The sequence below is a fragment of the Shewanella sp. M16 genome (genome assembly GCF_018224605.1).
Classification (GTDB): Bacteria; Pseudomonadota; Gammaproteobacteria; order Enterobacterales; family Shewanellaceae; genus Shewanella; species Shewanella oncorhynchi.
Genome location: NZ_JAGTUL010000042.1, coordinates 1 through 26,547 on the forward strand (window position 1 = coordinate 1; position 26,547 = coordinate 26,547).

A 26,547-nucleotide genomic window follows, 5' to 3' on the forward strand; every position below is an offset into this window, starting at 1 on the left:
GTTCATACAGTTGGCTAATAATTCCTGCTAAAAATAGACGAGTAAGTGATCATCCTTTCTGCTACATAGGTTGCTGGCGTCTAACACCTGAAAAATCACCAAGCTCAATTTGCTGTCTATTTTTTAGTAGGGATTCATCCATATGTCTAATTTTGTAATCAATTTGATCGCTAAGGAATTAATAATTTGAATACCGAGGAAGACTGACAGACAAATTGCCTAGGGACAATCTTCACTCGACACAAACAGGTTCAAGTGACTCAGTAATCACATGTCATCTGCCAGTTGCTTCCTAGCTCACTTTTGGACAAAAGCGCGGAAGATCTATTACTCACAATCGTCTAGTTCACATTACGATAAGTATGGCGAAGGTCAAAAAACGTAGAAATTGCTGAGGTCAATTCTAACTAGATGGCCAAATTAACCGTACTACTACAAACAATGGGTGGCTTAGAAAAACTTGAATAACATGGATTGTTAGATGTGTTCATTTATGATGAAAGTATAAAACGGAGTAGTTTCATCCTCGATTAACTCACGTACTGAATTAAGCTGTAATCGTTTTGATACCGCTTTAAAAAAGCGCAAAGCCAGTTCATTTTCTTTGAACGTAGCGACCAGTATCGGTGTGCTAATCTGCTCAAATATTTGACGGACTACTTCGAGCGCAATCCAACCACCGCGATATTTAGGAAGAATAAAGAGGTCAGCCAGTTCCCAGATAAGCCTTTTTTCATCTTCAACCGATTCTAGTAGAACAAAGCCTACCAATACTTCATTTACCCAAATGAGGTAGGCTTTTGCCTCTTGTGAGTTAACATAGGATTCAAGATCTGAGGCTGTAGATCCATCATATAACCCATCAATGCCTATATCTTCTTTACTCCAAGGTGTTGAATCAAAGTAATAAAGTTGGAGAAGACGTTGTAGCGTTGTGGTGTCACTTATTTTTAAATTGATAAGACTGACGTTTGACATCATTCATCCTGATTACCTGCGTCTTAGTATTGATGCTTGGGCACTGAAACATCCTGTTATCGAGCGTATATAATGGTATAGAGTTTTGCTTTGCTGAGGTAAGCTTATTTATTTCAAATGGTTAGTGGCAGGCTGAAATCGACAGAAGTTTGGAACTGTTACAGCTAGCGCACATGCTTTGGCGGATGCTAGCAAATACCGACGTTTAAATTGGTGTTAATTACGCGGCTAACTTGTAGTCTTATCTCAAATCAGCATAATGCTTCGAGCCGTTAAGCTTAACGCTATTGTTTACGGTCGCGTCTTGCGGCACTAACCAGTGCTTGTGGTTAATTAAAGTATCACTATGCACTCGCTCAGCAGCCCCGCAGCAGCTTATAGCGTGGCCTTACTACATTGTTTTATAACGCTCCCTAACACCTTGATAAAGGATTGATTCTCCCTTTGACTCGCTCTCGCCAACCGACATCAAAGCATGTTTCCTCTAAAGAAACCGTCGCTAAGCCTTCTGCCTTAAAAGGCGCCGCTGCGGTGAGTCGACTCGCGTCCGAAGTGCAACGCGCATTTTTGCCCGATGGAGTATTGTCTAAACATATTCAAGGGTTTAGTGCGCGAACAAGCCAAATGCAAATGGCGCAGCAAGTGAGTGAGGCGATAGCTGCGAAGGGCAATCTGGTGATTGAGGCGGGTACGGGGGTAGGTAAAACCTTTGCGTATTTGATCCCCGCGATATTGAGCGGTAAGCAAGTCATCGTCAGTACGGGCAGTAAAAACTTGCAAGAGCAGTTGTTTTTTAAAGACTTACCCGCGCTGGTCGCCATGTTGGGGATTGAGCCTAAACTGGCTCTACTAAAGGGCCGCAATAATTATCTGTGCCAGTGGCGACTCGATAAGCAAATGAGTGAGGCGACACATATCGATGCGCGTTTGTTGGATGATTTGTTGAAAATTAATCAGTGGGCGAGCACCTGTAAAGATGGTGATATTGGCGGCTTAACCTCAGTGCCTGAGAATTCTTCGGCGCTGCCGCTTGTGGTCAGCACTAAGGAAAGCTGTATTGGTAAGCGCTGCGATTTTTACGATGCCTGCTTTACCCGCAAGGCGCGCAGCCGTGCTCTGGATGCCAAAATTATTGTGGTTAACCACCATTTATTTTTCGCCGATAGTGTACTGAAAGACACGGGCTTTGCCGAGTTATTACCCGATCCTGATGTGGTGATTTTCGATGAAGCGCATTTATTACCCGATATTTGCGTTAACTATTTTGGCCAGCAATGTTCGAGTCGTACTATCGATGATTTCATTCAAAAGCTACTCGCCATTTATCAAACCGAACTCAGTGATACTGGGCAACTCGCCCAATTTTGCCAGCGTTGCCTCGCTAAATTAAGTGATTGGCATAATCAGTTATATTCCTGCGGCGAATCCGATTGGCGTTTAGTGCTGGGCAATAAAGCGCTCGCAGGGGCGTCATGGGATTTATTAGCGGAATTAACTGCGCTGCAGAATTTATTAATGGCCCATATTGGCCGCAGTGAATTGTTAGATGATATCGCCATCAAGTTGGCTGAGCTGAATAATAAGCTCAGTGTGTTTTTTAACTGCGATAATAATCTGGCGGCCTACAGCATCGAATTGGGCAGTCGCTTTGTGGTGCTGCGAATTTCACCAATCAATATTGCCCGTGAGTGCCAACAGTTATTTGTACCCGAAACCAGCTGGATATTTACCTCGGCAACTTTGCAGGTCAACCGCAGTCTTGTTCATTTTGCCCGAGAAATGGGTATCGTTGATGCGCAGCAAAGCATTCTCGACAGTCCCTTCGATTATCCCCGCCAAGCGGTATTTTGTGTGCCGAGACAACTTGGGAGCGTGACCAATCAACAGCAAGCGTTAAAGCAGCTGGTGGATGTGTGCGTGCAAGCGATAGATGCGGCGCAGGGACGGACTTTTATTTTATTTACCAGCCATAAAATGCTCGAACAAGCGGCGCTGGCACTGCGAACTCGCACTCAGTATCCGCTGCTGGTACAAGGCCAAGCGGGTAAACAGAGTCTGCTGACTAAGTTTCGCCAACTCGGCAATGCGGTATTGCTCGGTACCAGTAGTTTTTGGGAAGGGGTGGATGTGCGCGGTAAATTGTTAAGCTGTGTGATTATCGACAAATTACCTTTTGTGTCGCCCGATGAGCCCCTGTATCGTGCCCGAGCCGACAATGTGAGTCGTCAGGGACTCGATCCTTTTACTGAAGTGTCGTTACCGCAGGCGATTATTGCGCTGAAACAAGGCGTTGGCCGTCTTATTCGCGATGAAAAAGATCGCGGTGTGCTGATCCTTTGCGATAATCGCATTGTGAATCGCTACTATGGCCAAGCTTTTTTAAACTCGCTGCCACCGATGGCGCGCACCCGTGACCTAGAAAAGGCATTGGCGTTCTTGAGAACAATCCCCTGAGAGTCGTCTATGGTTTACCTAGCACAATTAAACTTGCCCTATTTGCCTGACATGGGATTCTGAGCTAAGTATTGAGCCGTTAAACATATTGTAAGGATATAAAAATGGAGGTAAAAATTGCCACCTGTGAGCAATAGATGGCAAACACCCTTGGAGGTTGGGTCAAGTGGCATCCTGCCTAATGGTTCCATTCAAAATAAATAATTATTCGGCCTTTGGTTTTAGATTTTTAGTGAATTAATGGCATTCTTTGCAAGCATCTGCTGGTGCTTTTTCTTGATGAGCGATATGGCAATTGGTGCATGTTAAAACGCCATCATGTTTAGTATGAGCTTCACCTGCGAGAGTTTTCATTTCTCCATGGCATGATACACATTGCTGATTTTCAAAAACATAATCCGCTGAAGGTTTTTTATCTTTATGGCAGGATTCACAGTCAGATCTTTCAGAATGACTGTCGGCAAGTGATACCGCCATTAAATTCGTTGAAAAGCACAGTGCGCACATTAGCATCATCTTTTTAAGCATGTTATTTTCCTTTTTTTATTGTTGGTTAAATCATCATTCTGAAGCGAGTAAATCACATATCTAGCTATGAAATATGTAACTTGAAGTTGGAACTGTATTTTTCTCGCTGTTTTATTAGTGATATAAACGGAAAGATAATATCGCTTTTGCTTGGTGCGTAAGTTTAATAATCGAGATTTTTACACCTCAAGCTTTAGCAGTCTTGCGTGTGTATAATAGTTTTTTAATATGACAAAACCTTGATCGTTATCAAAGGTTAACGGGTGAGTTATTTTTTAGCGTTAAAGTATGATCAAGGTTATATTGCGGAATGTAAAAGACTAATGATTTAAATCTGGATTATGTAATTTATATTTTTGATGTTTATTTAAAAATTCTCTATTTTAGAAAATAGATTGATTTTACTTTTTCTGGTCGGATGTGTGATATTCATTTTGGTCTTAAAACAATAGGCGAAGCCAAAACGGGCTTCGCCTATGATGTTTAATGTTGAGTAGCAGAGCTATAGTTACACATTAATTTCTGGCTTGTAGAGCTTAGAAACTTGCAGTTACCCCAGCATAAATACTGCGACTCTTTTGAATATAATCAAGGTCGGTGGCAACTTGGTCACGTTCAGAATCCGTTAGGTTAGTCACGCCAAGCTTCAGTCTAAACATAGGATTAATTTGATAATTCGCACCTATATCGAGCGAGCCATAACCCTCTGATTTGACATTGGTTCGTAAATACTGCTCGCCAGTATAATGGTAGGCGATAAAGGTGGATAAACCATCGAATGCCTGCCATTGCAGTTTCAGGTTATAGCTGTCGTCCGGTGTTAAGGTAAAAGGCGCGCCATTTTGCTTATCTTCGGCATCGGTTTTACTGTAATTACCGTTTAGGCTGAGATCTTGAGTTAAATTGTACCAAGCTTGTAATTCCCAACCAGTGATCTTAGCTTCGTTCACGTTTTGGTAAGTTAATACTGTACCAGGGACTCTATTCCAAGTTTCGGTGATAATTTTATTTTCTACATCGTTATGGAAGTAGGTGATCGAGCCACCAAAATCCGTGGTTTGATATTGGGTCGATAATTCGTAGTTCACTGAGGTTTCGGGTTGAAGATCAGGATTTCCCGCAACGGTACAGGCGCCACGACAAGCGGGGATAATATAATCGGCTTGGGATTGCGCCATATTTGGTGCTTTAAAGGCTTTGCCTCCACCACCTTTAATGACCCATTCAGAGCTTAAGTTATACACTAAATACAAGCGTGGGCTAAATTCGGTGCCGTACACATCGTGGTGATCGACGCGCCCGCCTAAGGTGATATTGAGTTCGCCTAAGCTAAATTCATCTTGTAGATACAATGCCGATTGGCTGTCGTCTAAGGTGCCATCACCTAAAATATTGCGGCTATTTTCGAGCTGGGTCCAACGGTATTCTGCACCGCTGGTTAACATGTGATCGCCAAGCAGGACAGTGGTTTGACCGTCGAGATTGTGGTTGGTTTGGGTGATATTACCTATCTCGGCGATTAACGCTGAGTCGTCAGTCACCTCAACATTTTCATAGTAATAGCGCAGGCGAGTATCGCCCCAGTTCCAGTGGCCATTATGGGTCAGACCTGAACTTATCCGCTCCGCTTGTTGGTTATTGGTGAGAATCGTGCCGTAGTTATTCCAATCAGACTCGCGTTCATCGTTGGCGTAACTTAAGTCAAATTGCAGATCTTGCTGGTTATCAATCAGCCATTGTAAATTGGCGAGGGCGCTGATTTCATCTCTGTCTTCTAACGCATCAATAGTGGGTTTTAAGTCCGAGCGCCATGCATCGCGTTTATTGCTGTCGACGATTAAGTTTGCCAGTAATTTATCTTTGATCAGCGCGCCACTGCTGTAGAAATTGTACTTAGTGCTATCGCCACCCTTGCCACTGGTAGGTGCATCGTATTGCACGCCAACGCTGGTTTGCCAGTCCTCAGTTGGTTGACGCAGTATGACGTTAACCACACCGCCCAAAGCTTCTGAGCCGTATAGGGATGACATAGGCCCACGCACAACTTCGATACGTTCAATGGCAGACATTGGAATAGAGGACAAGTCAAAATCGTTGCCATAACCAGAAGTTAATGCTTCGCGGGAGTTAATGCGGCGGCCATTAATCAAGATTAAAGTGTAATCTGAATCTAAACCTCGCAGGCTGATTTCATTGCGACCATAGGGCGTGCCTTCGCTGATGTTCACACCCTGTAAATAACGGACTGCGCTAGCAAGATCGTCTATGACTAGCGCTTCAAGTTCACTGCGGTTTATCACGGACACTGAAGCTGGCGCCGAAAGCTCCGAGTGTTTAGTTTGTGTTGCTGTGATCACCATGCGTTCCATTTCTGGAGTGGTATCTTGCGTGTTTGCAGCACTAGCCCATGCTGCAGGTAATAACAAACATAAACCAATAGCGCGCGATAGCTGGCTCAACATAGGTGTCTGTGTTGCATGAGATAGATGCGAGGTTTGGCGAGTGCGACGGATAAAGCGGGGCATATCATTCTTCCTTCGGTAATTTTGGCGAATGATAATTATTCTTAATTATAGCTTCAAGCTTGGATGTCTCTCTTTTGTGTAAAGGCAGTGTAAATTTTTAGTGTTTAATAACAGTGTGATAGCCCGTATATTCGACGTGTTGCTCGCTGGCATGGTCATCCTGATTGAGTGTATTGAGCATAAGGCACTGAGTATGACGATCTGAGTCTGACTGTCGTCGGATAAATCACTAAAAAATAGTGAGAATAATCAGAAACTATCACCGCACAAAACAGCATAACGTAATATTAAGCCATATCGATATGATTAATATGGATATTTTAACTGGCATAAGCTTTGCTGGCGATGTGACTTTGTGTTTCGTGGTGCATTCATGTTTGTGACGTGAATCGTCACCATACAAAATGTATTGCCAATATTTACGGAGATAATATGAATCCAGCATTTTATAGCCTAGCCACAGTCGCTGTTTTAACTTTGTCACTCGCCACTACCGAACCTGCTGTTGCCACAGATGCGCCCGCATTAGCTAAAGCAGCATCAGTTAAAACGGCAGGGGCTCCACAAGCTGACATTGCGCAGCCCGTAGCTGCACTTACAGACACTTTATCTACCCAAATTGCAGCGGTGGATTTTGCTGTGTTCGACAGTTTCAATAAGTGTTCAGCCCCTGCTGAACTCAAGAAACACGCGGCGTTTTTCACTGAAGATGTAGAGTTTTACCACGACACGGGTGGCGTGACGTGGAACCGCAAGGACATGATCGCTAATACCGAAAAATATGCCTGTGGCCATTACCGCCGCGAGTTAGTTGCGGGCACGATGAAAGTGTTTCCGGTGAAAGAGTTTGGCGCGATAGAGCAAGGCGTTCATCGTTTTTGCAGCTTTGAAACTGGTAGCTGTGATGGCCTAGCCGACTTTGTCATTGTGTGGCGCAAACAGAACGAACAGTGGAAAGCTACCCGAGTACTGAGCTATGGACACAAAACCGCCGAGGCCAAAACGGACTAAACCATTAAACTAAAGCTAGCTTTTAACAAAAAACGAGTCTTTAACAAAATGCTAGCCTCTAACAAAATGCAGTAGTCGATTATTGGCGGGCATAGCCACATCTTGCTTCAGTGTTAAGCCTTGCTCGCTGGCTAAACTGCAAATCCATTCAATATCACGAATGCCGCTGGCGGGATCGCGCTGTTTTAAAAAGGTATCAAACTGGCGATTGCTGTCACTGCTAAATTCGCCTTGGTAGTTAAAGGGGCCGTAAATACACAGGGTCTTGAGTTGGGGTAGGTACAGACCAAGACCGCTAAAAAACGCTTCAACCATATTTTTGCTCATAATATGCAAAGTGTTCGCAGTAAATACGCCATCAATATGAGGTGTTAATCCCTTCACCGGCCATGGCGCGGTAACATCAAGGGTAAGTGGTAAGCGTAGGTTTGCCGCTGCATTGGGTAGCTTGCCTTCATGCATACACCTTGCGGTAATGACCTCAATATATTCAGCTTGATCGCTGGTTTGCCAGATTAAATGGGGAAGATTTGCTGCAAAATACACAGCATGTTGCGCTGTGCCACTGCCGATTTCGAGCACATGTTGGTTGAGTGAGAATGCTTGTGTTAATACCGCTAAAATCGGCACTTTGTTGTTTTCACACGCTTGGGAAAACGGCAATTGGGTAAGTGGTAATAGTGGCATAATGGACTCTAGGTTGCTGAGATTAAAAGAGGATGACGCCGCACAAGCCTATCTTAAACCAGCAAAAAGTATAAGGCTTAAAAGATAAAATGAGCCGCACCTTAACATTCGGAGTCTCTATCTTAGATAACTTAATCTTAGGTATCTTAATCTTAGGTGCCTTAATTTTAGTGCCTTAATTTTAGGTGCTGCCATTTCAGAAGCTTCCATCTCAAGCTTCTCCATTTCTGGTTCTTCAAGAAGCAGCCAGTTCAACTCCCTTTGTCATGTCCTGCAAAAATAGTTATCGCAATTCACTGTTGACCTCGATCTCAACTTAGATATACTCACAAATTCTGAACGCTTGTAAAAAATATAAAACAACGTCGGTATGCTGCCGTGTTAAAACTAGTCTCCAAAACTGAGTGTCCAGAAGAACTGAGTGCCCAGAACTAAGACTTAACACTCACTTTCAGCCATCAACTTTCAACAGTTAACTTTCAACATCAAGGAATGACCATGCCAGCAGAGCGTTGCGCCTCCTACTACAATGCCACCATTGACCAAGAGTCAGATTATCCTGCGCTTGAAGGCGACATTCGAGTCGATGTGGCGATTGTGGGTGGCGGTTTTACCGGCGTGGCAACGGCGTTGGAATTATCTGAGAAGGGCTACAAGGTGGCGCTTATTGAGGCCAATAAAATTGGGTGGGGCGCGACCGGACGCAACGGTGGGCAGGTGACGGGCAGTTTGTCCGGCGATGTTGCGATGACAAAACAGCTGCGCCGCCAAATTGGCAATGAAGCTGAAGATTATGTGTGGAATTTACGTTGGCGCGGCCACGATATAATTAAAAATCGGGTGGCCAAGTACGGCATAGACTGTGATTTAAAGTTTGGTCATATCCAAACCGCTTACCAGCCAAAGCACATGCAAGAGCTTAGTGCGATGCATGATGAGGCGCAGCGCCGCGGCATGGGTGAATTTATGACGCTGGTATCCGCCGATGAAATGCCTGCCTATTTAGGCTCGCCCTTGTATCACGGCGGCTTAGTCAATCGGCGCAACATGCATTTGCACTCAGTCAATTTATGCCTGGGTGAAGCCCGCGCGGCAGCAGGTCTTGGGGCGTTAATCTTTGAACACTCACCCGTACTTGATATTGAAGAAGGCGATGTGGCGACTGTTGTCACAGCCAAGGGAAAAGTGCGCGCCAACAGTGTGCTGATCGCCGGTAATGCTTACCATAAACTCGCCCGTCCAAAACTGCGTGGTATGTTATTTCCGGCGTCCTTAGGCAATTGCGCCACTGCGATTCTGCCCGATGATGTCGCTTTGCAAATCAATCCGCAGGATTTAGCCGTGTATGATTGCCGCTTTGTACTGGATTACTATCGCCTGACCGCGGATAAACGGCTGATGTTCGGCGGCGGCACTAACTACAGCGGCCGCGATCCTAAAAATGTGGCTGCGGAATTACGGCCCGCGATTGAGCGTACGTTTCCACAATTAAAGGGCGTTAATATCGAATTTGCGTGGGCGGGAATGGCAGGAATTGTGATTAACCGTATCCCGCAGCTCGGCAAAGTGTCGCCTAATGTGTTCTATTGCCAAGGATATTCTGGGCACGGAGTAGCGACATCGCACATTATGGCCGAGATCATGGCCAATGCGATGGATGGACAATTGCGTGAATTTGACCTGTTTGCCGCCATGCGTCATATCCGCATTCCGTTAAATGAATGGTTTGGTAATCAAGCGCTGGCGTTAGGCATGTTGTATTACACCATGCGGGAAAACTGGCGTTAGTGTTTGCGGCGTTTTGCCTGCCACCAATCAATCTGCTCAAACAGTACTTAATTTTGTTCGATGAGTTTTTCGGCGAGGTAATCGACCAATACGCGGACCTTGGCCGATAAATGGCGGTTTTGTGGATAGAGTGCCCAAATGCCTTCTTTGGCTTCGCGGTGAGTGTCAAGGAAGGAGAGTAACCGTCCGGCTTGAATATCTTCTTCAATATAATAATCAGGCAGTTGAACTATCCCTATGCCCTTTAGTGCCGCATCCCTTAATGCGTAGCCACTGTTACAATTGAGATTGCCGCGGACTTTAATATTGCGCTCGCGGCCATTTTCTACAAAGCGCCAGTAATTATGATTACCGATCAAACAATTGTGCTGGCTAAGTTCAGATAAGGTATGGGGCTGGCCGTATTTTTCCACATAGCTTGGTGAGGCGGCGACATAGTGGGTACGGCTGCTGAGCGGTTTGGCCATCAGGCTTGAATCGGCAAGTTTTCCGAGGCGAATCGCCAGATCATAACCGCCTTCAATCAAGTCCAAGGTGCGATTGGTCAAGTCGACGCTAAACTCAACACTGGGATATTGCACCATAAAATCATTGAGTAACGGCATGATAAATTTTTCGCCATAGGCGACGGGCGCCGTGAGCTTGACTAAGCCTTGGGGTGAGTCCTTTAGGTTTGAGATGGCACGCTCGGCTTCTTCTAACCCAGTTTGTAATTGGCGGCAATGACGATAGTAAATCGTGCCTTCTTCGGTTAACGACACTTTGCGGGTGGTGCGATAAAAGAGTTTTGTGCCGAGGCGGTTTTCTAAGGTGCTCACTTGGCGGCTAACATGGGCGGTGGAGATATTCAGCCGCTGCGCTGCTAGGGTAAAACTTTCGGCCTCGGCCACTGCGACAAATTCAGAAATGCCGTCCCAGAGATACATTGTTGTTACTCAGTAAAAATGAATTGCTTGAATACTAGATTGTCTCTCGCTGAGAAACAAATACAATCCTCCTATTCAGTAGCATCAGTGCAATGGGCGCAAGAGTTTGCTTGGCCTGAATTGAATTTATGATACACCAATGACTTACTCCTATTACCTATTCAAGGGACGTAACAATGTCGAACGAAAAACCGCAGTTTATTAAATCAAAGGCCGCAGTGGCTTGGGGACCAGGACAACCACTGAAGATTGAAGAAGTGGATGTGATGTTACCAAAAGCGGGCGAAGTCTTAGTGCGCATTGTGGCTACAGGCGTGTGTCACACGGACGCGTTTACCTTGAGCGGTGACGATCCTGAAGGCGTATTCCCAGCAATTCTAGGCCACGAAGGTGGCGGTATCGTTGAGCAAGTGGGCGAGGGCGTGACCAGCGTGCAAGTGGGCGATCATGTGATCCCACTTTATACCCCAGAGTGCGGCGAGTGTAAGTTCTGCCTATCGGGCAAGACTAACCTGTGCCAAAAAATTCGTGCGACCCAAGGTAAAGGCTTAATGCCCGATGGCACCACGCGTTTTTATCTTGATGGCAAGCCTATTTTCCATTACATGGGCTGCTCGACCTTCTCTGAATATACTGTGTTACCTGAAATCTCATTGGCTAAAGTCAATAAGAGTGCGCCATTAGAAGAGATTTGTCTGTTAGGTTGCGGCGTAACCACAGGTATGGGCGCTGTGATGAACACGGCCAAAGTGGAAGAAGGTGCGACCGTGGCGATTTTCGGCCTCGGCGGTATCGGTTTATCGGCGATTATCGGTGCTACTATGGCCAAAGCCAGTCGCATTATCGCGATTGATATCAACGAATCTAAGTTCGAGTTAGCCAAAAAACTCGGCGCGACCGATTGCATCAACCCTAAATTACTCGATAAGCCTATCCAAGAGGTGATCGTTGAGATGACCGACGGCGGCGTAGATTACTCATTCGAGTGTATCGGCAACGTCAACGTGATGCGCAGCGCCTTAGAGTGTTGCCATAAAGGGTGGGGAGAGTCGGTGATCATCGGTGTTGCCGGTGCTGGTCAAGAGATTTCAACCCGTCCATTCCAATTAGTTACTGGCCGAGTATGGCGCGGTTCTGCCTTTGGCGGTGTGAAAGGGCGTTCTGAACTGCCACACATTGTTGAGCGTTACATGGCGGGTGAGTTTAAGCTCGATGATTTTATCACCCATACTATGGGGCTGGAGCAAATCAATGAAGCGTTCGAGCTGATGCACGAAGGTAAGAGCATCCGTAGCGTGATCCATTTTGATAAATAAGCGATTTTGCACGCTAAGTGATGCTTCAGCTTGATGTGACAAACCGGCAGACAGGTGCAAATCTGTCTGCTGTGTTGCCAACTGAGCAGACGATAAGCGTCATGACTTAATGCTAAGACAAACGCTATGACTAAGTGCTAACAGATTGAGCTTAAAAGGACTTGTATGACCATAGAAAATATCAGTTGTAACAAGAGTTTTGGCGGTTGGCATAAGCAGTATCGCCATCAATCTCAGTCATTAAACTGCGAGATGCGCTTTGCCATTTATCTGCCGCCTGAGGCGGTGAATAAACCAGTGCCTGTGCTGTATTGGCTTTCAGGTCTAACCTGTACCGATGAAAACTTTATGCAGAAGGCGGGTGCACAGCGCATGGCAGCGGTACTTGGGATGGCGATTGTCGCCCCTGATACCAGTCCTCGCGGTGACGATGTGCCCGATGCGGCGGATAAAGCTTACGATTTAGGCTTAGGCGCGGGTTTTTACCTCAATGCGACAAAAGCACCTTGGAATCGTCATTACAAAATGTACGATTACATAGTCCATGAGCTGCCTACCTTGATTGAAGCGCATTTTCCTGTCACTACCCAGCGCGCTATCTCCGGCCATTCGATGGGCGGTCACGGTGCTTTGGTGATTGGCCTGAGTAATCCGCACAGATACAGCTCCATTTCGGCCTTTAGCCCGATTTCGAATCCAAGTAATGCACCTTGGGGCATTAAAGCCTTTAGTGAGTATTTAGGTGAAAATCGTGAACATTGGCGCCAGTATGATGCCTGTGAATTGCTTAAGCTCGCGATTAGCGAAGTGCCAGTACTGATTGACCAAGGTGAAGCCGATAGCTTTTTAGATACCCAATTGATGCCACAATCACTGGTGGATATCGCCTATACCAAGGGTTATCCCTTGGATGTGCGGATGCAAGCGGGGTACGATCACAGCTACTACTTCATCGCGAGCTTTATTGAAGAGCACCTTAAGTTCCATAGCTTATACTTTAAGCCTTAAATAGCCGATTCAGCAGTCACGCCGATGCGCTAAAACAAAAATGCCGCAACTTAGTGAGTTGCGGTATTTTTTATGGTGCGATTAAAGCGATTAACGAGAGTGAATTAACACTTAGCACTTAGCACTCAACAATGTTGACTGCTAAACCACCTTTGGCGGTTTCTTTGTATTTGCTGCGCATATCTCTGCCGGTATCCATCATGGTTTTGATCACTTTATCCAGTGAAACCTTATGGTTACCGTCACCGCGTAGGGCCATACGAGACGCGTTGATTGCTTTGATCGCGCCCATGGCATTACGTTCGATACAAGGCACTTGCACTAGGCCGCCCACAGGATCGCAGGTTAAACCTAAGTTATGTTCCATGCCGATTTCAGCCGCGTTTTCAACGTGTTCAACCGTACCGCCCATGATTTCAGTCAGTGCGCCAGCGGCCATAGAACAGGCTACGCCCACTTCACCTTGGCAACCGACTTCGGCGCCCGAAATTGAGGCATTTTTCTTGTACAAAATACCAATTGCAGCGGCAGTTAATAAATAACGGGCGCAGACATCGATATCCACTTCTTGTACGAAGGTATCGTAATAGCATAATACGGCAGGAATAATTCCCGCAGCACCGTTTGTTGGCGCAGTCACGACGCGATCTCCGGCCGCATTTTGCTCGTTGACCGACAGGGCGAATAAATCGACCCAATCCATAGCGGTTAATGGATCGACATTGTTACGGCCTTCGGCTTTCAAACGACGGTACAGTGCAGGAGCACGACGACGTAGTTTTAGGCCGCCAGGTAAAATACCTTCCTTCTGATAACCGCGTTCGATACAGGTTTTCATCGTCTGCCAAATATTCCACAGCTTGGCTTTGACTTCATCTTCAGTGGCTAAACTCAGTTCGTTCGCCATCATTAAAGAAGAAATGCTGAGACCTTGCTCGCCGCATAATTCCAGTAAGTGAGCCGCACTCACAAAATCAAAAGGAGCCGATTCAATTTGTGAGGCTGGCGATGCATTACGTTGGCTAATTTCATCTTCATCTAAAATAAAGCCGCCACCCACTGAGTAGTAAGTGCGATCAAAAATGCATTCTCCTTTACAGTAAGCATACAAGGTCATGGCGTTAGCATGTGCAGGTAGCGTTTTGCGTCTGTGATAGGTAATGCCTTGCTCACGGGTAAACTTAACTACTTTGCCACAGTGTAGAGTTAAGGTTTCGTCCTTGGAGACGTGTTCTAAAATACCGTCGATACTGTCAGTGTCCACGGTTTCGGGATCTTCGCCCATTAAGCCTAAAATCACTGCTTTGCCCGTGCCGTGGCCTTTGCCTGTTTGGCCGAGGGAGCCAAAGAGTTCGGCTCTTAATTCATCAATCTGGGTCACGAGTCCTGAGTCAGTCAGGTTTTGCATAAAGATTTTGCCCGCTTTCATTGGGCCGACGGTATGTGAACTCGATGGACCTATGCCGATCTTGAACATGTCAAATACGCTAATCATGATAGAAGTCCTGTTGTGTCTTGTTTATTATTTTAGTCTGAGTGCATGGGATTGCTCGCTCTGCAGATTGAAGCACGCTAATCTTGCGCGTGTACTCTGGTCAGTGGCGGCGTTCTTTCATGCGAAATCTGCTTGTGTGATACTCTAACGCCAGTATCCCATAGATTAGTGTGACAATTCACATTAGTTTTTTTTATTCGTAATAGTTCGGATAAGCTGAACTTAATTGGGACTTTTTTACAGGCCATTTTATGGCCAAGAATACAGGCTTCGACAGCGCTACAAGAGTAGGTGGCTCGCTTTTTTTAGCTTTTTTGTGAGCGTGGACTACTTATGGCTTGAGTGGTTATTTTTTGAGTATTAATGAATATTTTTAGGGAGAAGTATGAGCTATTTAATGTTGGATTTACTGTCGTTGGACGTCAGTGAGGCTGAATCTGAGATGCTACGCCATCCACAGGTGGGTGGTTTAATCCTATTTTCCCGCAATTTTTCAAGCCGTGATCAGTTGATCCGTCTGGTACAACAGATACGCCAAATCCGCCCAGAACTATTAATTGCCGTTGATCATGAGGGTGGCCGAGTACAACGTTTCCGTGATGGTTTTACTATTATTCCTGCCATGGGCGACATTTTACCCGCAGCAAAGGGCGATATGGTATTGGCCAAGCGTTGGGCCTGTGAGCTCGGTTTCTTGATGGCGATTGAATTACTGGCTTGCGATATCGACTTAAGTTTCGCGCCCGTATTGGACTTAAACGGCGTGAGCCAAGTCATAGGTAAACGCAGTTTTAGCCCAGAGCCCGCCGAGGTGATTACACTGGCAGAAAGCTTTATTGCTGGCATGGCCGCAGCTGGCATGGGCGCCGTGGGTAAACATTTCCCCGGGCACGGCAGTGTAGTGGCGGATTCGCACTACGAGAAACCCATTGATGAACGTGATGCCGAGGCGATTTTTGCAAAGGATATCCTACCGTTTAAAGAATTGATCGCAAAAGAGAAATTATTAGGCGTGATGCCCGCGCACGTGGTTTACCCTAAAGTTGACCCTAACTCTGCGGGCTTCTCTGAATACTGGTTAAAACAAGTGCTGCGTAAAGAACTTGGCTTTAACGGGGTGATTTTCTCTGACGATCTCGGCATGCAAGGCGCAGGATTTGCGGGCGATTACCGTGCAAGGGCCAGCGCCGCCTTAGCCGCAGGTTGCGACATGATTTTAGTGTGTAATGACAATGCGGGCGTGATGTCGCTGCTGGATGGCTTTACATGGCCTGCGAGCGCGCCACAGTATCCTGCTAGTTTACTTAAACCCAATGCCTCGCAAACGGCAGCGGCGCTCGATAATACGGCTCGTTGGGAAAATGCCAAGCAGCTTGCCGAGCAAATTTGTTTGGCTCAACAGGCGAAAGTTTGATGTAGCGCAAGGTGTGAGATCACTCTTTTGCTAGGGTTAGTTAATTCACTGTAATCAAAAATGATTAAAAGGCCTTGATATGATTTTCTATCTTCATGGATTTGATGCTACTAGCCCAGGTAATCACGAAAAAATGCGTCAGTTGCAATTTATTGACCCTGATGTGCGTTTGATCAGTTACAGCACCTTGCACCCTAAGCACGACATGCAACACTTGCTCAAGGAAGTCGCTAAGCAAATGCAGCATAGCGACGATCCCGCGCCGTTAATGGTTGGCGTGGGACTCGGCGCTTATTGGGCCGAACGGATTGGATTTTTAAATGGTCTTAAATCAGTGCTGATTAATCCTAATTTGCACCCAGAAAATAATATGCAGGGCAAGATTGATCGCCCAGAAGAATATGCCGATATTGCCAATAAGTGCGTGTCGCAATTTCGTGAAAAGAATACTCACAAGGCCATGTGTATATTTTCGGTTAATGATGAGATGTTCGATAATCAGCAACTCGCCAGTGAATTAAGCGCCTATTATTCGATTGATTGGGATGACATTCAGCCCCACAAATTCCCCCAACTCGCCGCCCATCTCCCCAAAATAAAAGCCTTTAAGTTGGCTTGATTTATATCGATTGAATAAAAGTATCACTCCTCTTTTTATATTTAAGAGGGGAGTGGATTTATCTCATCGGCTATTCCGCCTTATGGTTTTGGCTTTCGTACTTCATGTGACGCACATTGCGACTGCGAATATGACTGTGGCTGTTGGGATATTTTTAAGCAGGGCACACTAAGGGCTCTAGATTGTAAAATCGACTGTATTGGTTTTGGACTTAAATGTGTAGGAAAGTAGTCTAGGCTGCGACTTTTGGTTTTGGTTTTAGGGGATTAGCGTTGGCTGGTATCTACGCATATAGGCTTGCCATGGCATTGACTCGCCGACTCGCAGCCAGTCCGTCCGTGGATGCTCGACCGCCCCGTCCATGGGGCGGACGGTCGTCTCGCTAATCACCATGGCTCACCTTTCGTGCATTCACGTAACCTGTAGATTTAAAAGACATACGCAACACACTTTTGGACAAAACCTTGTTAGATAATTGGCTCTTCTTAGCCAGATTCGGATTAGCTATTCTTTAGTAACGTCTTACCGATTTTCAAGTAATCCAATGGCATGGTTTGTAACAAAGATAAGGTTGTTTGCCCAGTACCAAAGTCATCGATAGCCATTAAAATCCCCAACTGGCGTAAGCTTTCAATGCGCTGGCGCCACGTTGAACGCAATCCTAAAGCCCGAGTCAACCTTCATATCAGTAAAATCTTTTAATGCCCGCTCAAAAATATAGTTAGTTAATGGAACAATTAATTTGTCCTCTTCGGCAATGGGAATAAACAAATCAGGTCGCACTAGCCCATTTGCGGGTGTTGCCAACGTATTAATGCCTCGACTCCCTTAGCTTTACCGTTCTCGGCACATCACTGGCTGATAAACTAAGAAAAACTCTTCTTTCTCTATTCCACTGCAAATGTCATCGGTGAGGGAATGGCGAGTAACTCTTGAATCGAGTACAAATAGGATAGAACCCGTAAGTAAGACGATGCTAACTGGCAATGAAATGGCCAGAAATATCCAAAAGAAATGCCAGAAAAATGCGGGGACATTTCTAATAACACTGAAAAATTGTGCTCTTCAGAATCTAGTGTTATCACCTTATTTTTTATAAACTCGAGTGATTCAGGGATCGTGTTGCCAGTTATGGACAAAGCGACATTGATAACAGCGCTGGGAAACACATTCGGCTGTACAAAGGAGCCTAATAAATATATCCCTTCTTTAATGAAGGCGGCGCCGCGCTTAGAGATAGGATCCTAGTTTAATGATACTACTGCTGGCACTGACATATTGACGAAGGTTAACAAATAATGAATTACTATAAATTAGGTATAAATTCGGAAAGTAAAAAATGGATGACTTATATGAATCCTAGTTCATTTTTTATAGATAGCGAAGGAAATGAATTAAGTGATGTGAAACTATCTGCGATTCAATCTGGATTCAAAGGTGTTTTATATTTCAATGCCTTAAAGGAAGGTAAATCACCTCCGGTTGTCTCGGTTGGAACCAGGTTATTGGCGTTTAATGAGGATGTCTTTTTTGAGGGCGATATTAATGTTAGTGGTGCCCAGTTAATACCATTTATAAATAGGCATAACAGTTTAAAGTATGTGTTGATGCATGTATTTAATTATATTGACTGCGTTGATTGGGAATGTTCTAAAATTGAACGTTGGCCTCTGAGCTACATTCCAGAAGTTTGGGAATCAAAGCGTGGGCGATTTTTTATTGAACCAGTTGTCTATAAGGAAAAAATACCTGAAAACTTAGACGCCTTTCGTTTGTATGAGTGGGGTGGTGCATTTAATATAATAATATCCGAAGCTTTCAAAGATAAATTGTTGTCTGTGGAGTTTGATAGTTCCCTTCTTGATTTTAAACCACTATCTCTTAAATAATAAATGCCGAAGAGGTTATTAAACATCCTCGGCATAATTTTGTTTGTATATCCATCCCTCAACTTTGTAGGCGCATATTGATGCGGGACACATATTGGGCAAGGTTCTTGGTGTGCAAGTCAATACCCACAGATTATTGACCATTACAATGCTGATGACTTGGTAATATCATAGCAACTGTCTAGAACCACGGTGAACAGCTCCTAGACAGCCAGCCCCCGCAGTGCTTTTAGATTCTTTCACGTACGTAATCTCCTAATTCTATGATGTTTCCAAATTCAAGATATTTACCTTTCCCATCTAGAAGCCTATATGACTTAAAATCTCTACGAAAGAACACAACAGCATCTAATGTCTTTAATTGATAAATGAGCCACCAATTCTGCCCTTCCTTTTTTGGGTAGCTCTGACGACATGATTTTAGGTACTCTTTTATAGACAAACCACGAATTTTTCTTCTATCTAAATCTGCCTCCTTCATTACATCCGGAGGATAAACATATGCACTAAGTTTTGCAGCAGAGATACCTAAGAATTCCGCCTGTCTTTCTAATTCACTTGAAGGATTAATTATTTCTTCCAGTTCTGACTGTGTGAGATTGCTATAAATGTTATTTTTACCACATATTCCGCAATGAAATGAAAGATTAATTTCATTGCTGGTCATAAAGTCATCAAAAAAACACGCGTCGACTTCATTATATTTTCCACAATACTTACACTTTAATGATGCTGTTGTTGACATTGTTATCCCTACAAAAAGCTAACGTCTTAGTATTTATGCGCTGTGCTGTTTTCAGGGCATAAATCGCTTGCCGGACTTGGCCGCTGCCACATCCGTGTCAATTGGTATAAATGATGCTATAGGAATTTGCTTTTTTGCGGTAGCGGTTTTATACCGTTTGAAGGGTAATTAGTTGATATCTATGACTGGATGTTACCCTATGAACCAGACTAGGAAAGTCTGATTCACTAGCTAATTTTTGGACAGAAATGTGTTGGAAAGTAGTGTTTGGGGAGCAGTAATTTCTGTTGTTAGAAGTTTAGCGTTTACGGGTATCCACTAGCACAGGCTTGCTATGGCATTCGCTCGTCGACTCGCAGCAAGTCCGTCCTTGGGGCGGACGGTCGTCTCGCCAATCACCATGGCACACCTTTCGAGCATTCGCGTAATCTGTAGATTTAAAAGCGTTACGCAGCACGCTTTGGGACATTTTCGCGTTAGGACCTAAATCTAATCCTTGAGTTTCGAATTACTAAAAATATGGCAAAATCCTGAGCGACCGATTTAATAAGCAACAAATTATTTTTCACCGACAGTAATCCTCCAAACTCAGATCAAAATGAATCTCTACAAGTTTGTGCCATCTGGCACAAACTTGTGATTTCAATTTTTCTTCAGCAAAAATAAGAAATGATTTAGTTGTAAAACTTTGATCTACGTAAAGAACGGCTCTCTAACGATAGTGTAATTTATATGGTAAGAACCGCTTTCCCCCTACTGCAAAGGATTGTGAAATCAATGCCCAAATATCCTGAAGTGTATATCACATTTGATTGTAATATTTACAGTAAAGAGGCAGTTCTTAAGGCCTGTTACCAGTTAGCAGATATAGCCGTTTTCGATGTCAGTTCCCAAAAGAATAAAATCACCGTATCCGCAGTGGTGCATTCTACCAGTAATACTTCGGCAGATGAATTGTCTAACGATCTGAAAACTTCGGTTATCGACTATCAATTGCGTGAAAAAATTGAAGCACAAACTAATAAAATCAAAAACATATTAATCAGTGCTGCATTAAGTAACTCTTTGAGGGCGTCGAACTGATGAGAGTAGCTTCTCCAGAAACTTTTGCATCACAGAGTTATCGTTTACTGCCATTTCGGTTTGAACGTATAAATGATGATAGATTTTTACTCATCAATGAGGTTGGCGAACATTGCTATTTAAATTGTGCGGATTTAAATGACTTAGTTGATGGATCCTTAACCACATCAGGAAAAACCTTTCAGAATCTTGAATCTAAATCATTTGTTTACAGTGAAAAGAACAACTTTGCGCTGAGAGCTTTCAGTGCAAAATATAGGGCAAGAAAATCATTTCTGTTTGATGGTCCAGCGCTACATATTTTTGTTTTAACACTCAGGTGCGAAAACTCGTGTGAATATTGCCAAGTAACACGAAGAAGCCCTGATGCAGTTAAGTATGACATGCCACTTAGTATCGCAAAGCAGGCCGTGTTGCGCATGTTTGAGTCACCAGCAGAAAATCTAACGGTCGAATTCCAAGGTGGAGAACCACTACTTGCCTATGACGTACTAAAGTACATTATTGAACTCTGCATAGAACTTAATATAACTGAACAAAAAAATTTGCAGTTTGTTGTAGCTACGAGCCTGCAAAATATAGACATGGAAATGCTCGAATTTTTCCACCTCCATAACGTTCATATTTCTACTTCGGTCGACGGTCCTCAATGGTTACACCAACTCAACCGGCCAAATAGTTGCTCAAATAGTTATGAGAAGACAATGCATGGTCTTGAAATGGCTAGGAGTGTTCTGGGACATGACAGAATAGCAGGAATGACAACTATCACTCGTAGTAGTTTAACTGCGATAAAAACCATTATCGATGAGTATGTACGTCTTGGTTTTCACTCGATTTTTCTACGCCCCTTGAACATGTACGGGTTCGCAGTGAAGAAAGAAAACAAGGTAGGTTACTCATCTGAAAATTTTAATAAATTCTATGAGCAAGCGCTTAAGTACATCATAGAAATCAATCAGCAAGGCTATCGTTTAGATGAAGTAAACGCAGCTTTAGCGTTAAACAATATCCTGACGCCACAGGCAACTGGATATGTCGATATGCGTTCGCCATGCGGAGACGGTACAGGAGTCTTGGTATACAACTACAATGGAAAAGTGTATCCATCGGATGAGTCTAGAATGCTGGTTGAAATGGGCGACGAATCACTCGCACTTGGTTCGGTTAATGAATCATACCAAGACCTGATGTCATCAAGTGTGTTGAACACTATCTTACACGCTGGGATTGCTGAAGCCCTGCCAGGATGCTCTGATTGCGCATATTTACCTTACTGCGGAGCGAATCCAATACAAAATTACTCTCGTTATGGCGACATGATTGGTCATCGAACATTTAGTGCTTTCTGTGCAAAGCAAAAGTTTCTTTATCGATATGTATTCAATTTATTGCAAGACAAATCTAATCGTACTGTCTTCAATAGCTGGTTGCCACATAGTCTCTGTCAGAGAGCCGAAGAGGGGCTGACAAATGAATAAAGTGATCCCATTAAAAACGAGAGCAGAGATCAATGCATTCAATGGTTCGAAGATGTTAAAAGTCATAGGACTGGATGAATTTGTGTCTAGCGGCATATGCGATAACAGACATTGCCTGCTTCTGCCAAATTATGGTCCAAACCAAAGAGAGTTACTCAGTCTAGATTGGGGAGCTGTTGCTATACAATGTGGTGGCATACCAAGTAATCTAACCATTCCGGTTATCAGTAAACTGGAGCATCCTGAAGTCATCTCTACTGGAGATGTGATTGTATTAAACGAGAATAGAGTTGATATTCTGTATCGTCGTAAAAGCACTGCGAATCTGCTTTTTGTCACAGAGAGATGCAACCACCAATGCATCATGTGCTCCCAGCCGCCAAAAGTGCTAGATGATGGCTGGCGTTTTGAGGAGTGCCATCAGCTACTGGAACTCATTGACCGAGATATCCCTGTTTTAGGTATTAGCGGTGGCGAGCCGACATTGCAACGCGACGGATTTCTAAAACTGCTTGAGCATGCCAAAAAAGCTCTGCCATCAACGCAATTGCATATCCTGACCAATGGGAGTGCTTTTGAAGAATATCACTATGTCGAGCAGATCATTCAGTTAGGCCATCAACAAATTGTATGGGGAATTCCAATTTATGGTTCTACTCCTCAACAACATGATTACCACACACAAGTTCTAGGCTCATTCAATAAAACCATGCATGGGCTCTACAATCTTGGGCATGTCGGAGCACAAATAGAGCTAAGGGTTGTACTAACTCGACCAATCATAGAAAACATAGTAGAGCTATCAGAGTTTATTGTTAGGAACCTTCCATTTGTATCCACTGTCGCCTTAATGGGATTAGAACCAACCGGATTCGCCAGAACAAATTATGAAGCCGTATGGTGTGATTTAAATGAATACCAAGAAGAATTACTCGAAGGAACACATGTTCTACTAAGCTCAGGGCTAGATACCGTCCTTTATAACATTCCACGATGCCATGTTCCCAAATCACTGCGTTCTATCGCAGTACAAAGCATCTCCGATTGGAAAAACAGCTCTAGGAAAGAATGCGAATACTGCGAAGAACAGGATCTTTGCTGTGGTTTTTTTAAATCTCATACTCAGCGATTTAGTGAGCAAAATGTTGTGCCCATTCAGTTAGAAAGGAGAGCAGAAAATGTGGTTAGAACTTAATAAAATCTGGCGATCAATTACAGGAATCCTTCCAACAATTTCAGTTGCTTCTATAGGCGGAAGTACATTATTGGTTCCTCAGGCGTACGCTATTCCGTCAGTGACAATGGCAGACATTGATAGCGCTCAATTGAACCGCTTGGTCAGTTTTGACATGCAAATAAACGCAAACAGTGAAAACTTATATGCAGGTCATCGTTCTCATTCCAGCCACCGTTCTCACTCAAGCCACAGATCTCATTACTCATCTAGGACTGGAACGAGTTCATATCCATCCACACCTAGCCCTATTAATACACAGCCAAATACTCCGACATATCCCAGCTCAGCAGCTCAAAACAGTTCTGTATCAGATACCCCGTCTTATCAAGGCAGTAGTGATACACTGAAAGCATTAGTAATGAGAGTTCAAATCGTACTTCTCAGAAATGGTTACAACATAGGAGCGATTGATGGACTAATGGGACCTAGTACTTCATTAGCACTGAAATCATACCAAAAGGATATGGGACTGAAGATGACGGGGACCATGACAACAGAGACACTAACTAGCTTAGGAGTTTCACTTCCATAAATACAATGTCATGAACAATGTATAAAACACCACCGTTACAGTAGCCACTTTGTATCATTACTAAAATTTGGTCAACTTGTGGTGTTCTAATTCAATTGGTCAGCTTGATAGAAGCTATACGAATTTTATTGCCAGTGCTGATTTGAAAAAGATGTGCACTTTAATAACTGTTAAAGTGCAGTTTTCGTGAGTTATAGCGCTTAAACGATGTGTTTTGCGCATTATCGTGACAAACTTGTCTCAAACTAAGCTTATGCAGCACAATGTGCATAAACAGTCACATATCTATTAGTTTTTAATGTTTCACTCTTAAAATCGACTCAGACTAAACTCAGAACAAAGTATCACTTAGCAGCTTTGTATTTGTAGAGTTCTTTAATTGCCATAACATAAAGTCTACACTTCTTGCTAAAGGACCAAATTCACTAACCCACTACAATTATGAACTAAGAGTTTCAGGCTGGCATAAGGACATTGTCTTTTCTAACCAGTTTAAAAACTCCAATTCATTGCTTCCTAGTCTTTCTGTGTGGCTGAGCAGTACATAACGATGTCCAGATTGAGTTAATCCAAATGGAGCCACCAGCCTCCCGTTTTTCAAGTCATCGATTATCAGAGGATATGACCCTATAGCAGCCCCTAAACCGTCAACTGCCGCCTGTAAGCAGAAATAAAAATGCTCAAAGGATTTAGACTTATTGATATTAAAGGCATGTGTTGAACGTGATGACCAATCTGACCATGCAGAAGGTCTCGTTTCACTATGAAGCAAAACGATATCATCTAAGTTGTGCTGAGTTTTGTTCCAATATTCAGGGGAAAAAACAGGGCCAACCCACTCATTGACTAAGTTGTGTGTCGTATATTCTGGGCTAATATCGAAGTCATCACGCCGGATGGCTAAAGATAATCCTGTTTCATCTAAATCCACAGGCCCTCCTGCTGTTGATAGTCGAACATCAATACCCGTAAGCTGGAAAAAACTGGCCAGCCTAGGCATCAGCCAGCGCATAGTTAATGTGGGCTCACAGGAAACTTCAAGATGCTTATTGCTTTCCCTCGTTAGCTTCTTAACTCCATTATCTAGAGCATTAAACGCAATATCAGTGTACAGCTTGAGTAGCTCACCTTCTTGCGTGAGACGCATTCCTCTACCTTGTTTGTAAAACAGTAACTTCGACAAATGGCTCTCTAGCAATTTAATTTGCTTACTCACTGCTCCGTGAGTGATATGAAGTCTTTCTGCTGCCTTACTGTAACTCGATGACTCTGCCGTAATATGAAATACATAGAATGCTTTTAAATGTCTCATCTGTGACTTTTTCTCACATTTAGGATGCCTTTTTTTCGATTATAACTTACCAATAAATCTATACAATTATTTTAAAATCATGAACAGTTAGGATAGAAAATGGAGTTATTAAGTTTTGCAGTATTTGGGCTTTTAATCGTAGTAAGCCCTGGTGCTGACTTTGTTTTAGTATTTAAAAACAGTGCAATTTTTGGCAGAAAAGCGGGCATATTAACGGCTCTTGGGATAGGGATTGGTGTTTGTGTGCATATTACCTATTCAGTGATAGGGATTAGTCACTTAGTTTCTCAGAATGCGGTTTTATTTAGCATAGTGAAGTACATTGGTGCGGCGTATTTAATTTATCTCGGTGTAACAGGGTTAGTCAGTTCTAAGTTGAAATTAGACTATGAAAACTCAACAGACCAACCCACACATGCTCGAAAGTACATATTTCAAGGTTTTTTGTGTAATGTATTGAATCCTAAAACAATGCTTTTCTTTCTAAGCGTCTTTAGCCAACTAATCTCAGCCAATAATGAAGGTATGTCTTTCGTTATTAGCTATGGCGTTTACATTGCACTTCTACATATGGCTTGGTTTTGTATAGTCGCTTACCTAGTCACATCTGTACACGCGAGTCACATAATTCAAAAGTTTGGTCATAGAATTAATCAGGCGTGTGGTTTGGGTCTAATTGCTTTTGGTGCAACATTATCAATAAAAGCCTAAATTCCAACTCTCACATAATAAGTAAGTATTGTAGTGGTACGCTAAATTTGGTCACTTAGATAGAGGTGTAATCTGTCTTTACTTCCATATTTTTGGAATGACTAAATGTAAGTCAAATTATCCTCTGCGCACTGAGTGATTAATCGGTCATAGCTCACAATGGGGCAGAAGAGAGCCAGAGCAACCTTTCGGATCGGTTGCATCGTGATTTGAATTTGGCGAGCTGAGTCTAGACTAGTACAATTCAACCAAGAAAATAGGCCCCATAGCTAATCAAATTCTTCTCTCTTTTTGAATTCTAGAACGTTGCTTGTTGCCCCCGTTTTTTCCATATCGATCATTAACTCTATATGCTTGCATTCTTCAGGTATATGTTTCCACATTGCAACGGTCACTTCGTGCATTCTCACAGCTTGAGACTTTAAGCGTTTTTTATAATCTCCAAGCTTTTGTTCTTTCTTTTCAATTTCTTCATTGAGCTTTTTGATTTCTTTTTTGGCATTGTCTAAGTCTCCCTTAGCCTTTATGTGGAGAGGGTGACCGCGAACCACATTATCGGACACATTGCTTGCACCATGAATACGCGTTGCTTCAGCACCTTCGATCAGCGCTTTTATTTCTGGATAGCGCCTGGCCGATCCATTTGATAACCCTGCTTCTTTTTCAACATTAGAAACAACAATTTTAAGCTTGTTAGCTTTAAGTTTTTGTTTCAACTCTTTGTTAATCGGCTTTTGATCAACAAGTCGCGCCAATGCGTCTCTTAGCTGCCTTTCTGTGGAGCTGAATCCAGACTTGTCTGCCATGC

23 protein-coding genes are annotated in these 26,547 nt (G+C 43.6%); 13 read left to right on the plus strand and 10 right to left on the minus strand.

Features of this window, described 5'->3' with window-relative positions:
- Window positions 1–477: 477 nt before the first annotated feature.
- On the minus strand, window positions 478–978 hold the full coding sequence (locus KFE26_RS20065; protein ID WP_212601498.1) for a GNAT family N-acetyltransferase: 501 nt from the start codon (window positions 976–978) through the stop codon (window positions 478–480).
- Between the two features lie 444 nt (window positions 979–1,422).
- Between KFE26_RS20065 and KFE26_RS20070 the strand changes: the two genes are divergently transcribed.
- Entirely contained in the window at window positions 1,423–3,432 is a 2,010-nt protein-coding gene (locus KFE26_RS20070) for an ATP-dependent DNA helicase (RefSeq protein WP_212601499.1), read from the plus strand.
- 237 nt (window positions 3,433–3,669) lie between these two features.
- On the opposite strand, the gene KFE26_RS20075 is transcribed toward KFE26_RS20070, so the two are convergent.
- Together KFE26_RS20075 and KFE26_RS20080 are read right to left on the minus strand one after the other, a co-directional pair.
- Window positions 3,670–3,960, minus strand: coding sequence for a cytochrome c3 family protein (locus KFE26_RS20075; RefSeq protein ID WP_028759787.1), 291 nt, complete (start codon window positions 3,958–3,960; stop codon window positions 3,670–3,672).
- A 536-nt stretch (window positions 3,961–4,496) separates the two neighbouring features.
- The gene (locus KFE26_RS20080; protein ID WP_212601500.1) at window positions 4,497–6,485 is read right to left on the minus strand and encodes a TonB-dependent receptor domain-containing protein; all 1,989 of its coding nucleotides are present in this window, start codon (window positions 6,483–6,485) and stop codon (window positions 4,497–4,499) included.
- Window positions 6,486–6,917: 432 nt separating this feature from the next.
- Between KFE26_RS20080 and KFE26_RS20085 the strand changes: the two genes are divergently transcribed.
- A complete protein-coding gene (locus KFE26_RS20085; protein WP_212601501.1) occupies window positions 6,918–7,496 on the plus strand; it encodes a nuclear transport factor 2 family protein in 579 nt (192 codons plus the stop codon).
- 51 nt (window positions 7,497–7,547) lie between these two features.
- Here the strand turns inward: KFE26_RS20085 and KFE26_RS20090 are convergent, their stop codons facing one another.
- Window positions 7,548–8,183 (minus strand): DUF938 domain-containing protein, encoded by a 636-nt coding sequence (locus KFE26_RS20090; RefSeq protein ID WP_212601502.1) that lies wholly within the window; start codon window positions 8,181–8,183, stop codon window positions 7,548–7,550.
- A 498-nt stretch (window positions 8,184–8,681) separates the two neighbouring features.
- Here KFE26_RS20090 and KFE26_RS20095 point away from each other — a divergent pair, with 498 nt between their 5' ends.
- Entirely contained in the window at window positions 8,682–9,971 is a 1,290-nt protein-coding gene (locus KFE26_RS20095; protein ID WP_212601503.1) for an FAD-binding oxidoreductase, read from the plus strand.
- Window positions 9,972–10,018: 47 nt separating this feature from the next.
- On the opposite strand, the gene KFE26_RS20100 is transcribed toward KFE26_RS20095, so the two are convergent.
- Window positions 10,019–10,897 carry a LysR family transcriptional regulator gene (locus KFE26_RS20100; RefSeq protein ID WP_212601504.1) on the minus strand — a complete coding sequence of 293 codons (879 nt, stop codon included), beginning with the start codon at window positions 10,895–10,897 and terminating at the stop codon, window positions 10,019–10,021.
- Window positions 10,898–11,073: 176 nt separating this feature from the next.
- Between KFE26_RS20100 and KFE26_RS20105 the strand changes: the two genes are divergently transcribed.
- Window positions 11,074–12,213 (plus strand): S-(hydroxymethyl)glutathione dehydrogenase/class III alcohol dehydrogenase, encoded by a 1,140-nt coding sequence (locus KFE26_RS20105; RefSeq protein WP_006081880.1) that lies wholly within the window; start codon window positions 11,074–11,076, stop codon window positions 12,211–12,213.
- A gap of 165 nt (window positions 12,214–12,378) precedes the next feature.
- Window positions 12,379–13,221 carry an S-formylglutathione hydrolase gene (gene fghA / locus KFE26_RS20110; RefSeq protein WP_212601505.1) on the plus strand — a complete coding sequence of 281 codons (843 nt, stop codon included), beginning with the start codon at window positions 12,379–12,381 and terminating at the stop codon, window positions 13,219–13,221.
- A 118-nt stretch (window positions 13,222–13,339) separates the two neighbouring features.
- Here fghA and KFE26_RS20115 read toward each other — a convergent pair whose 3' ends face one another.
- Window positions 13,340–14,716, minus strand: coding sequence for an L-serine ammonia-lyase (locus tag KFE26_RS20115; RefSeq protein WP_028759794.1), 1,377 nt, complete (start codon window positions 14,714–14,716; stop codon window positions 13,340–13,342).
- Window positions 14,717–15,101: 385 nt separating this feature from the next.
- Between KFE26_RS20115 and nagZ the strand changes: the two genes are divergently transcribed.
- Window positions 15,102–16,130 carry a beta-N-acetylhexosaminidase gene (gene nagZ, locus KFE26_RS20120; RefSeq protein WP_212601506.1) on the plus strand — a complete coding sequence of 343 codons (1,029 nt, stop codon included), beginning with the start codon at window positions 15,102–15,104 and terminating at the stop codon, window positions 16,128–16,130.
- 79 nt (window positions 16,131–16,209) lie between these two features.
- The gene (gene ycfP / locus KFE26_RS20125; RefSeq protein WP_212601507.1) at window positions 16,210–16,749 is read left to right on the plus strand and encodes an alpha/beta hydrolase YcfP; all 540 of its coding nucleotides are present in this window, start codon (window positions 16,210–16,212) and stop codon (window positions 16,747–16,749) included.
- Window positions 16,750–17,249: 500 nt separating this feature from the next.
- Here the strand turns inward: ycfP and KFE26_RS24235 are convergent, their stop codons facing one another.
- Window positions 17,250–17,408: an EAL domain-containing protein gene (locus KFE26_RS24235; RefSeq protein WP_263138763.1), complete on the minus strand. Its 159-nt coding sequence runs from the start codon at window positions 17,406–17,408 to the stop codon at window positions 17,250–17,252.
- A gap of 639 nt (window positions 17,409–18,047) precedes the next feature.
- Here KFE26_RS24235 and KFE26_RS20135 point away from each other — a divergent pair.
- Entirely contained in the window at window positions 18,048–18,638 is a 591-nt protein-coding gene (locus KFE26_RS20135) for a hypothetical protein (protein WP_212601508.1), read from the plus strand.
- A gap of 229 nt (window positions 18,639–18,867) precedes the next feature.
- Here the strand turns inward: KFE26_RS20135 and KFE26_RS20140 are convergent, their stop codons facing one another.
- Window positions 18,868–19,383 (minus strand): hypothetical protein, encoded by a 516-nt coding sequence (locus tag KFE26_RS20140; RefSeq protein ID WP_212601509.1) that lies wholly within the window; start codon window positions 19,381–19,383, stop codon window positions 18,868–18,870.
- 777 nt (window positions 19,384–20,160) lie between these two features.
- Here KFE26_RS20140 and hxsD point away from each other — a divergent pair.
- Genes hxsD through hxsA form a run of 4 tightly spaced genes read left to right on the plus strand, consistent with a single transcriptional unit; the run spans window position 20,161 to window position 23,716 of the window.
- Window positions 20,161–20,466 (plus strand): His-Xaa-Ser system protein HxsD, encoded by a 306-nt coding sequence (gene hxsD / locus KFE26_RS20145; RefSeq protein WP_212601510.1) that lies wholly within the window; start codon window positions 20,161–20,163, stop codon window positions 20,464–20,466.
- Window positions 20,466–21,947 (plus strand): His-Xaa-Ser system radical SAM maturase HxsB, encoded by a 1,482-nt coding sequence (gene hxsB, locus KFE26_RS20150; RefSeq protein WP_212601511.1) that lies wholly within the window; start codon window positions 20,466–20,468, stop codon window positions 21,945–21,947. The genes hxsD and hxsB overlap by 1 nt, the downstream gene beginning before the upstream one ends.
- On the plus strand, window positions 21,940–23,142 hold the full coding sequence (hxsC, locus tag KFE26_RS20155; protein ID WP_212601512.1) for a His-Xaa-Ser system radical SAM maturase HxsC: 1,203 nt from the start codon (window positions 21,940–21,942) through the stop codon (window positions 23,140–23,142). The genes hxsB and hxsC overlap by 8 nt, the downstream gene beginning before the upstream one ends.
- A complete protein-coding gene (hxsA, locus tag KFE26_RS20160; RefSeq protein WP_212601513.1) occupies window positions 23,126–23,716 on the plus strand; it encodes a His-Xaa-Ser repeat protein HxsA in 591 nt (196 codons plus the stop codon). Before hxsC ends, hxsA begins: the two co-directional genes overlap by 17 nt.
- Window positions 23,717–24,155: 439 nt before the next feature.
- Here hxsA and KFE26_RS20165 read toward each other — a convergent pair whose 3' ends face one another.
- Window positions 24,156–25,028 (minus strand): LysR family transcriptional regulator, encoded by an 873-nt coding sequence (locus KFE26_RS20165; protein WP_212601514.1) that lies wholly within the window; start codon window positions 25,026–25,028, stop codon window positions 24,156–24,158.
- 99 nt (window positions 25,029–25,127) lie between these two features.
- Here KFE26_RS20165 and KFE26_RS20170 point away from each other — a divergent pair, with 99 nt between their 5' ends.
- Entirely contained in the window at window positions 25,128–25,739 is a 612-nt protein-coding gene (locus tag KFE26_RS20170; protein WP_212601515.1) for a LysE family translocator, read from the plus strand.
- A 269-nt stretch (window positions 25,740–26,008) separates the two neighbouring features.
- Here the strand turns inward: KFE26_RS20170 and KFE26_RS20175 are convergent, their stop codons facing one another.
- The gene (locus KFE26_RS20175) at window positions 26,009–26,545 is read right to left on the minus strand and encodes a hypothetical protein (protein ID WP_212601516.1); all 537 of its coding nucleotides are present in this window, start codon (window positions 26,543–26,545) and stop codon (window positions 26,009–26,011) included.
- Window positions 26,546–26,547: the final 2 nt, after the last annotated feature.